This window comes from Spirosoma sp. 48-14 (assembly GCF_001898575.1).
Lineage (GTDB): Bacteria > Bacteroidota > Bacteroidia > Cytophagales > Spirosomataceae > Spirosoma.
In genome coordinates this window covers 193,612-201,174 of the sequence record NZ_MKUD01000088.1, presented here as the reverse complement: position 1 = coordinate 201,174, position 7,563 = coordinate 193,612, and the positions used below count along the sequence as shown (strand labels likewise).

Annotated in this window: 7 protein-coding genes; 4 read left to right on the top strand and 3 right to left on the bottom strand. The window is 48.1% G+C overall.

Annotation, left to right across the window (positions count from 1 at the left end; all coding sequences use genetic code 11):
- Nucleotides 1-383 precede the first annotated feature (383 nt).
- Both BGO59_RS36270 and BGO59_RS36265 read right to left on the bottom strand, forming a co-directional pair.
- Nucleotides 384-800: a hypothetical protein gene (locus tag BGO59_RS36270; RefSeq protein WP_293692599.1), complete on the bottom strand. Its 417-nt coding sequence runs from the start codon at nucleotides 798-800 to the stop codon at nucleotides 384-386.
- A 233-nt stretch (nucleotides 801-1,033) separates the two neighbouring features.
- The gene (locus tag BGO59_RS36265; protein WP_293692597.1) at nucleotides 1,034-1,456 is read right to left on the bottom strand and encodes a hypothetical protein; all 423 of its coding nucleotides are present in this window, start codon (nucleotides 1,454-1,456) and stop codon (nucleotides 1,034-1,036) included.
- 120 nt (nucleotides 1,457-1,576) lie between these two features.
- On the opposite strand from BGO59_RS36265, the gene BGO59_RS36260 reads away from it, so the two are divergent.
- The 4 genes from BGO59_RS36260 (at nucleotide 1,577) to BGO59_RS36245 (ending at nucleotide 6,062) form a co-directional block, all read left to right on the top strand.
- A complete protein-coding gene (locus BGO59_RS36260) occupies nucleotides 1,577-2,587 on the top strand; it encodes a Gfo/Idh/MocA family oxidoreductase (protein WP_293692596.1) in 1,011 nt (336 codons plus the stop codon).
- Between the two features lie 173 nt (nucleotides 2,588-2,760).
- On the top strand, nucleotides 2,761-4,083 hold the full coding sequence (locus BGO59_RS36255; protein ID WP_293692595.1) for a sugar MFS transporter: 1,323 nt from the start codon (nucleotides 2,761-2,763) through the stop codon (nucleotides 4,081-4,083).
- The gene (gene nagA / locus BGO59_RS36250; RefSeq protein WP_293692593.1) at nucleotides 4,083-5,258 is read left to right on the top strand and encodes an N-acetylglucosamine-6-phosphate deacetylase; all 1,176 of its coding nucleotides are present in this window, start codon (nucleotides 4,083-4,085) and stop codon (nucleotides 5,256-5,258) included. The genes BGO59_RS36255 and nagA overlap by 1 nt, the downstream gene beginning before the upstream one ends.
- 27 nt (nucleotides 5,259-5,285) lie before the next feature.
- Nucleotides 5,286-6,062, top strand: coding sequence for a glucosamine-6-phosphate deaminase (locus BGO59_RS36245; protein ID WP_293692591.1), 777 nt, complete (start codon nucleotides 5,286-5,288; stop codon nucleotides 6,060-6,062).
- On the opposite strand, the gene BGO59_RS36240 is transcribed toward BGO59_RS36245, so the two are convergent.
- Nucleotides 6,063-7,403, bottom strand: a complete 1,341-nt coding sequence (locus BGO59_RS36240) for a PKD domain-containing protein (protein WP_293692589.1) — start codon at nucleotides 7,401-7,403, stop codon at nucleotides 6,063-6,065.
- Nucleotides 7,404-7,563: the final 160 nt, after the last annotated feature.

Genomic DNA, 7,563 nt, shown 5'->3' with positions numbered 1-7,563 from the left:
GTTCAGAGGGGTTCGCAATGTGGAGTTCTTCCTGTATCGGCTTTCTCAGTTATATGCTTAATCCAAGTTGCTCCCCAACTTTTGACCTTGATCCGAAAAGCGGCCTTCTATTGTACATTTCCGTACCTCACTTTCTTGTACAGATACCAGCGAAGCCTAGGCTTGCGCTTACGTTGATGCATCCGATACGGGTTTACATAATTCAGTGATTGGTGGCTTTTATGAGGTTGATGGCCGATCCCTATTGCGCCACTACCCTGTTGACCATACATGTTCCAGGCAAACACCAGGTCAAACAATGTCATTGACATCTAATAATGTCATAGTCTTAAACGTTTTCCAGTACTTTGGTTTCGTTTGATTATTAACCGTTTGCGTGTCGGTCAGGTATTTAACGAAAGCTGATATTCGGCCACATCAAAGTACTGTAGTACAGTACCATATTTCACAATTCCAAAATGGGCACAATAACCGTCTGTTCCTGTATACCGTAATGGACTGAAAGCAGCCGTTTCATGCAGTATTATTTGATTGATCGTGTTTTTGGGTCTTGCATACTTAAAAGGGTAACCTGTATAGGGTTCCACCCGAACAGGGCCGTTTGTGTGCCCATCATTATATTGAGCAGCCCAGTTGAGGAGTGGATGGGCTGTATAATCTTTCTGTTCACAGTGGACAATTAATTTGCCCTGCTGATAGCTTGGTTTATCACTGGCAGACCATTCGATAACCGAAGTGCGGTAATCCTTCTTGACAACGGCGTTCGAGGATTTATTCCAAAGTAAACTTTGTGACAGCAAATTATTGATCCGATTACCGGAGCACTCGATGGAAACATATTTTAATCGTCAATAGACTATTGTGAGGTCTTTAAAATAGAGTCTTTTGGATAGTACCAAAAAAAAATAATGTCCCTGCAAAGTCTTATACAGGTGATCGTCGTCAGCATTTTGTAAATGGTAAAAACGAATGCAGAAAAAGAATCACTATCTCTATTAAAAGGCCCCTTGACTTAAATTTTATGGGGGAGTGCTTAATATTCAATAGCCCGTATTGTAATACGAGGAGTGGGGTAAATTTCGATAAATCGACTGATACCATCACTACCAGCCTGACCTAAGTATTTTCCCTTATAGATAAGACTAAACATATCCTGGTCGAAGGCATTTTGTCCCGTCAAAACGACGTCAACAGTAGGGTAGTTATACACAAATTTAGTTTTACCTGATGTACCCGTCACACTAATACTGATCAAGTCAGGGTTAATTTCATTGACCAGAATCGTACCTTTAGGATTATCGTCGGAAATGGCAGTAGTCCAATACTGATCCAGTTGGTAGCTACCTGCAGTCGCCTGTGCAATAGTGGGACGAACATAATGCCCGCACCCGATAATGAATAGTAAGGCTAGTAAAAAAAAGCCAGCATTAAGTCTTTTAGAGGAAAAGCGGAACATAACATCATCAGCAATTGAGTGGTTAACCTGGATTAATAGCCAAATATAGCGAATAACTAAGTAAAAATACGGATATACCGCTACTAAACCCAGCACTCACCGACCCCAAAACCTGTATCCATGACCCCATTTGTATCTGACCGACGAACATTCTTAAAACAAGCCTCTCAGCGTTGTGCTGCGTTGTTACTGACGCCTGCTCTACTTCAGGCCAACCGCCTGTTCCCTAACAGCAAACGGGTCGGAATCATTGGACTGGACACCTCGCACAGCACTGCTTTTGTGAAAGCGCTCAATGCGCCTGACGCAAACGCGGATTTCCTGGGATACAAAGTGGTGGCCGCCTATCCATACGGAAGCAAAGATATCGAAAGCAGCACCTCACGCATTCCATCCTATACCGAGGACGTAAAAAAAATGAACGTCGAAATTGTCAGTTCTATCAGCGACTTACTGCAAAAAGTCGATGCGGTACTGCTGGAAACCAACGATGGGCGTCTTCATCTTGAACAAGTCCTACAGGTATTGAAGGCGGGGAAGCGGGTATTTGTCGACAAACCCGTGGCGGCTTCTCTAGCCGATGCAATCGCCATTTTTGACGCTTCCAAACGCTATAACCTACCCCTTTTTTCGGCCTCATCGCTCCGACATATTAAAGGGATTGAAAAAGTCGACAAAAGTAAGGTTGTGGGGGCCGACACGTTTAGCCCTGCCGTACTTGAAAAAACACATCCTGATTTCTACTGGTATGGAATTCACGGGGTCGAGACCCTGTACACCGTTATGGGTACGGGTTGCAAACAGGTGACCCGTGTACATACCGATGGCACCGACATTATTGTGGGGACCTGGGCCGATGGGCGCGTTGGTACAGTCCGTGGAACCCGCACCGGCAAGCACGACTACGGTGGTACGGTTTTCACTCAGACGGGCAATGTTGTTTTAGGCCCCTATGGCGGGTATGAGCCTCTTTTACTGGACATTATCAATTATTTCGAAACGGGCAAAGTACCCGTTACTCCCGAAGAAACTATTGAGATTTTCGCCTTCATGGAAGCTGCTGACGAAAGTAAGCGTCGCGGGGGAGCCGCCGTTACACTCGACTACGTTATGGCAAAGGCGAAGAAATAAATTACGTCCTTCGATGCTATCCCGTCCCCTGTCTGAAAACTCTAAAAACGCGTTACCTTATCCAACTTCAACGGTACGATACCAACCGATCGTTAGAAAATACAGGGAATTGGGTTTACTAATCAGTTTTCCCCTCATTCAATTTCTATCGGTAAACGTGCCATACCAACAGAATGGAAGCAAAAGCCCTACCTGTCGACATCAATAGTTTGACCAAGCGAGAAACCACCTTATCGATTTTTCTGGTTGGGCTAATGTTTTTCATCTTCGGCTTCATTTCGTGGGTCAACTCAATCCTGATTCCGTATTTTAAAATTGCCTGTGAGCTAACCAGTTTTCAGGCTTACCTGGTAGCGTTTGCGTTTTATATTGCCTACTTCATCATGTCAGTTCCGGCCTCGTATTTATTAAAAGCTGTCGGTTTCAAGAAAGGCATGATGATTGGGTTTTGGGCCATGGCGCTGGGTGCTTTCATCTTCCTGCCAGCCGCCATGACCCGAACGTACGGTCTGTTCCTGATGGGTTTGTTTACAATCGGTATTGGGCTTGCTATCCTGCAAACGGCTACCAATCCCTACATCACCATTCTGGGCCCTAAAGAGCGGGCCGCCCAACGCATCAGTATGATGGGCATCTGTAATAAAGCCGCCGGGATTCTGTCCCCATTAATTTTTGCTGCGGTCATTCTGCGCCCTACCGATACCGATCTGTTTGCCCAGTTAAGTGGAATGAGTGCCGCCCAGCGGGGAGCAGCCCTTGACGAACTGGTTCGGCGGGTTATTCCACCTTATGCCGTACTGGGTACGTTTCTGTTTGTGCTGGGTTATCTGGTGTACCGTTCCCCCCTACCCGAAATCGACACGGAACACGAAACGCCCGATGTGGCAAGTGCCAATGCGGGCAAGACCAGTATCCTCCAGTTTCCGCACCTGATTCTGGGCGCATTCGCCATTTTTCTGCATGTGGGCACGCAGGTTATCGCCATTGATACAATTATTGGCTATGCCAATTCAATGGGCATCGACCTACTGAAAGCCAAGACATTTCCCTCTTATACCCTGTTCTGTACCATCTGCGGCTATATCATTGGCATCATCACGATTCCTCGGTTTATCAGTCAGGTAAACGCTCTACGCATCTGCACCCTGCTGGGCGTCTTATTCACGCTGTTGATCATTTTCAGTCATGGGTCAATAACCTTTCTGGGACATACAGCCGACATTTCCATCTGGTTCGTGGTCTTACTGGGATTAGCGAATTCTCTGGTTTGGGCTGGGCTTTGGCCATTGGCTCTAAACAACTTAGGCCGTTTTACAAAACTCGGGGCTTCTATTCTGATTATGGGATTATGTGGCAATGCCATCATGCCACCACTCTATGGCTATATCGCCGACATCTACGATACACATAGGGCGTATTGGGTTTTGCTTCCGTGCTACCTTTATCTGGTTTACTACGCGGTGTATGGCCATACCGTAAAACGGTGGAGATTCTGATGAAACAAAAAATAGTCAACGGCACCCTGCTAACGCCCTTTCGTACGATACCGAACGGCACATTGGTGATTGAGAATGGGCAGATTATCGGTGTCCACGAAAGGCCGATTGATGTACCTGACGCAGTCGAGATCGATGCGAAAGGTCAGTTTGTAGCGCCTGGCTTTATCGACATTCATGTGCATGGCGGAGGAGGTTTCGATTTCATGGATGGAACCGAAGAGGCCTTTCTAAAAATAGCCGAGCTGCATGCCCAATACGGAACAACGGCACTCGTTCCAACTACGTTAACGGCCGAAAAGGAAGACCTGCTGCAAACGCTGGCCGTTTACGAAACAGCTCATCGACACAATACGAAAGGGGCGGCTTTTCTGGGGATGCATCTGGAGGGGCCTTACTTCGCCCTTAGTCAGCGGGGTGCCCAGGACCCTCGGTATATCCGAAACCCTGATCCGGCCGAATACGAAGACATTCTGAATCGCTCCTCATCCATTGTACGCTGGAGTGCAGCTCCAGAGCTGGAAGGGGCCATTGCGTTTGGGCAGCGGCTGCGTCAGAAAGGTATTCTGGCGGCCATTGCTCACACCGATGCGCTCTATGAGGATGTGCTTACTGCCTACGAAAACGGTTACTCGCTGGTAACGCATTTGTATTCGGCCATGTCGGGCGTTACCCGTCGGAATGCCTTCCGGTATGCTGGGGTTATTGAAAGCGCTTTTCTGCTTGACCTGGATGTAGAAATCATCGGCGACGGTATCCATCTGCCGCCCCCGCTGCTTAAACTGGTGTATAAAATCAAAGGGGCCGATCGGACGGCCCTAATTACCGATGCCATGCGAGCCGCCGGTATGCCCGAAGGCAAAAGTATATTAGGCTCCTTGAAAAACGGACTGGACGTAATCGTCGAAGATGGTGTTGCCAAACTTCCCGATCGGACAGCCTTTGCCGGTAGCGTAGCCACGATGAATCGCCTGGTTCGAAATATGGTTCAGCTAGCCGATGCTCCCTTGCTGGAAGCCGTTCGGATGGCCAGCACCACCCCCGCCCGCATTATGGGTGTCGATCATCAGAAAGGCTCACTCGCCAAAGGGAAGGATGCCGACCTTGTATTTTTTGACCAGAACATTATCGTTGGGATGACCATGATCCAGGGTAAGATTATCCACTCATCCTAAACCGACACAACCTCATTACCTGACACGATGAATACCACCCCTGCTTTAGAATTCACCGTTGATACGCTTGCGGTCAAACTCTTCGACACCCGCCAGATTCTGGGCCAGGCGGCAGCCCATGAGGCCGCGGAAGCGATTCGCGGTTTACTCCAAAAACAGCAAACGGTCAATATTATCTTTGCTGCGGCACCTTCGCAAAATGAATTTCTGGCTGGTCTGGCTTCTCAGCCCGGCATTGACTGGGAACGTATCAATGCCTTCCACATGGACGAGTACGTAAATCTGGCCGAGGATGCCCCCCAACGGTTTGGTAACTTCCTGAGCGATCGGCTTTTTAGCAAAGTCCCATTGAAAGCCGTTTATTATCTAAACGGCAACACCGATCCTGATGCGGAGTGTAATCGGTATGCTGAACTCCTCCAAGAGTACCCCACCGATATTGTGTGTATGGGCATTGGCGAAAACTGCCATATCGCGTTCAACGACCCGCATGTGGCCCATTTCGACGACCCGGTGCTGGTAAAAAAAGTAGGTCTGGACTTAACCAGTCGCTGGCAGCAGGTCCACGACGGTTGTTTTGCGACTTTGTCGGATGTACCCGAGTATGCACTTACACTCACCATTCCGGCGCTCATAAAGGCACCTGCCATTTTTTGCATGGTTCCCGCAGCCCATAAGGCCGAAGCGATTCACCATACACTTACCGATGAAATTTCGGAGCAATACCCTTCGACCATCTTACGGCAACATGGCAACGCAACCTTGTTTATTGATCGGGAGAGCGGAGCACGGTTAGCAGGCTGATTATTTCAGCACTTTGATATCGCAACGAATGCGGGAGTTAACGCCATCTTTCAGGTATTGCCTGATGAAAATGACCCCTTTCTGCTTTAGCGCATTTTCAAAAACCACAAGCTTCGGACTGCTTTCGTCGAAATAATCATCCTGATCCGACGTAGGTGAACCAATCGACAAAGCCTTTAACTGGTCCGCATCCAGTTTATCGAAATCAAGCTGGTCGGTTACCTGAGCCGGGTTGAGTATACGGGTTTTTCCCACACCAGGAACAGGTGCCAATCCGATCGAAGCCGCTTCACTGGGCGACAGAAACCGATTATACGCAAAGGATTCATCCAGTCCGAAGAACAGCAAATCAATCGTTCCAGCATCAGGGGACTGTATCGACTCGGCCTCGGTGAAGGCTTTTCGAAGCTGTGTGGAATAATAAATTGCCCTGCTGTTGCGGGCGGAATAAATACCCAGTTCAACATTCTGGATGTAGGCGTACCCTTTGCTGGGTTTTATGGTGATGGACTTGCTGACTCTCTTCGTTTTTTTGCCGTTGCTGGTTTCCAGCGTAATCGTATAAATACCCGCTTTTGAAAAACGAACGGTAGGCTCCGGTTGCTGACTTTGCAGAACATCCGCTCCTTCCATCGTCCAGGAGCTACTAACGCTACCTGCCGATTTATTGGTAAGATTCAACGTAACGGGCGCTTCCAATTCTTCATACTGAGCCGGAACGACCAGATCAAAATCAGCTGTCAATTCGGGTTCCAGCGTAATTACCGAATCTTTGAGGATAGTGGAATGGGCATTGATGAGTTTTATACTGACCTTTTGCGAGCCCCCTACCTCGAACCTGACCACCGGATCAGGCTGATCGGAGGTGGCCGGGCTGCCCCCTTCGAACGTCCACTCCAGCCGATCGTAACCAACCGATTGATTCGCAAAATGGACCGTTGCCGGAGCAAATGAATCGCCAACAATAGAATAACTAAAGCTGGCCGATAGTTTGCTATCGATGGTAATTTTCTTCTCGACTACCTGTTTTACCCCATCCAGATTACTGGCTTCCAGACGGATGGTATACGTACCTGGTTTTCGATAAATCACCTCACCAGGGGTTTTCTGGGTTGAAGTGGCGGGTTCGCCCCCGTCAAACGTCCAGGTAAACAGCTCACCACCCTGCGTGGCATTCGTAAGGGTTACCGTAGCCGGAATGACGAAATTATTAGATACCTGATACGTGAAATCAGCCGCAACGGGTAGGGCTATTTCTTTATAACAACCCGTTAATCCGCTTATAAGGCAGGTATATCCTGCCAGGAGTATACATAGCTTGAAAAGTCTTTTTCGGTTCATGGGTAACTTTATCAAAAAAGATGAACAGACCTACTTGACCACAATAATTCGTTTGCTGAAGATTTTCCCAGCCACATCGACCGACAGAACATATACTCCGGCACTAAGTGGCCGCGCATTGATGGTGGTGCTGTAGGCGGTTTTGTCGGGTTCCTGAGTC

Excerpts from the sequence above, each read along its gene's own strand:
- BGO59_RS36255 (WP_293692595.1), top strand. The coding sequence starts at position 2,761 with ATGGAAGCAAAAGCCCTACCTGTCGACATCAATAGTTTGACCAAGCGA.
- BGO59_RS36265 (WP_293692597.1), bottom strand. The coding sequence starts at position 1,456 with ATGTTCCGCTTTTCCTCTAAAAGACTTAATGCTGGCTTTTTTTTACTA.
- BGO59_RS36245 (WP_293692591.1), top strand. The coding sequence starts at position 5,286 with ATGAATACCACCCCTGCTTTAGAATTCACCGTTGATACGCTTGCGGTC.
- nagA (WP_293692593.1), top strand. The coding sequence starts at position 4,083 with ATGAAACAAAAAATAGTCAACGGCACCCTGCTAACGCCCTTTCGTACG.
- BGO59_RS36240 (WP_293692589.1), bottom strand. The coding sequence starts at position 7,403 with ATGAACCGAAAAAGACTTTTCAAGCTATGTATACTCCTGGCAGGATAT.
- BGO59_RS36260 (WP_293692596.1), top strand. The coding sequence starts at position 1,577 with ATGACCCCATTTGTATCTGACCGACGAACATTCTTAAAACAAGCCTCT.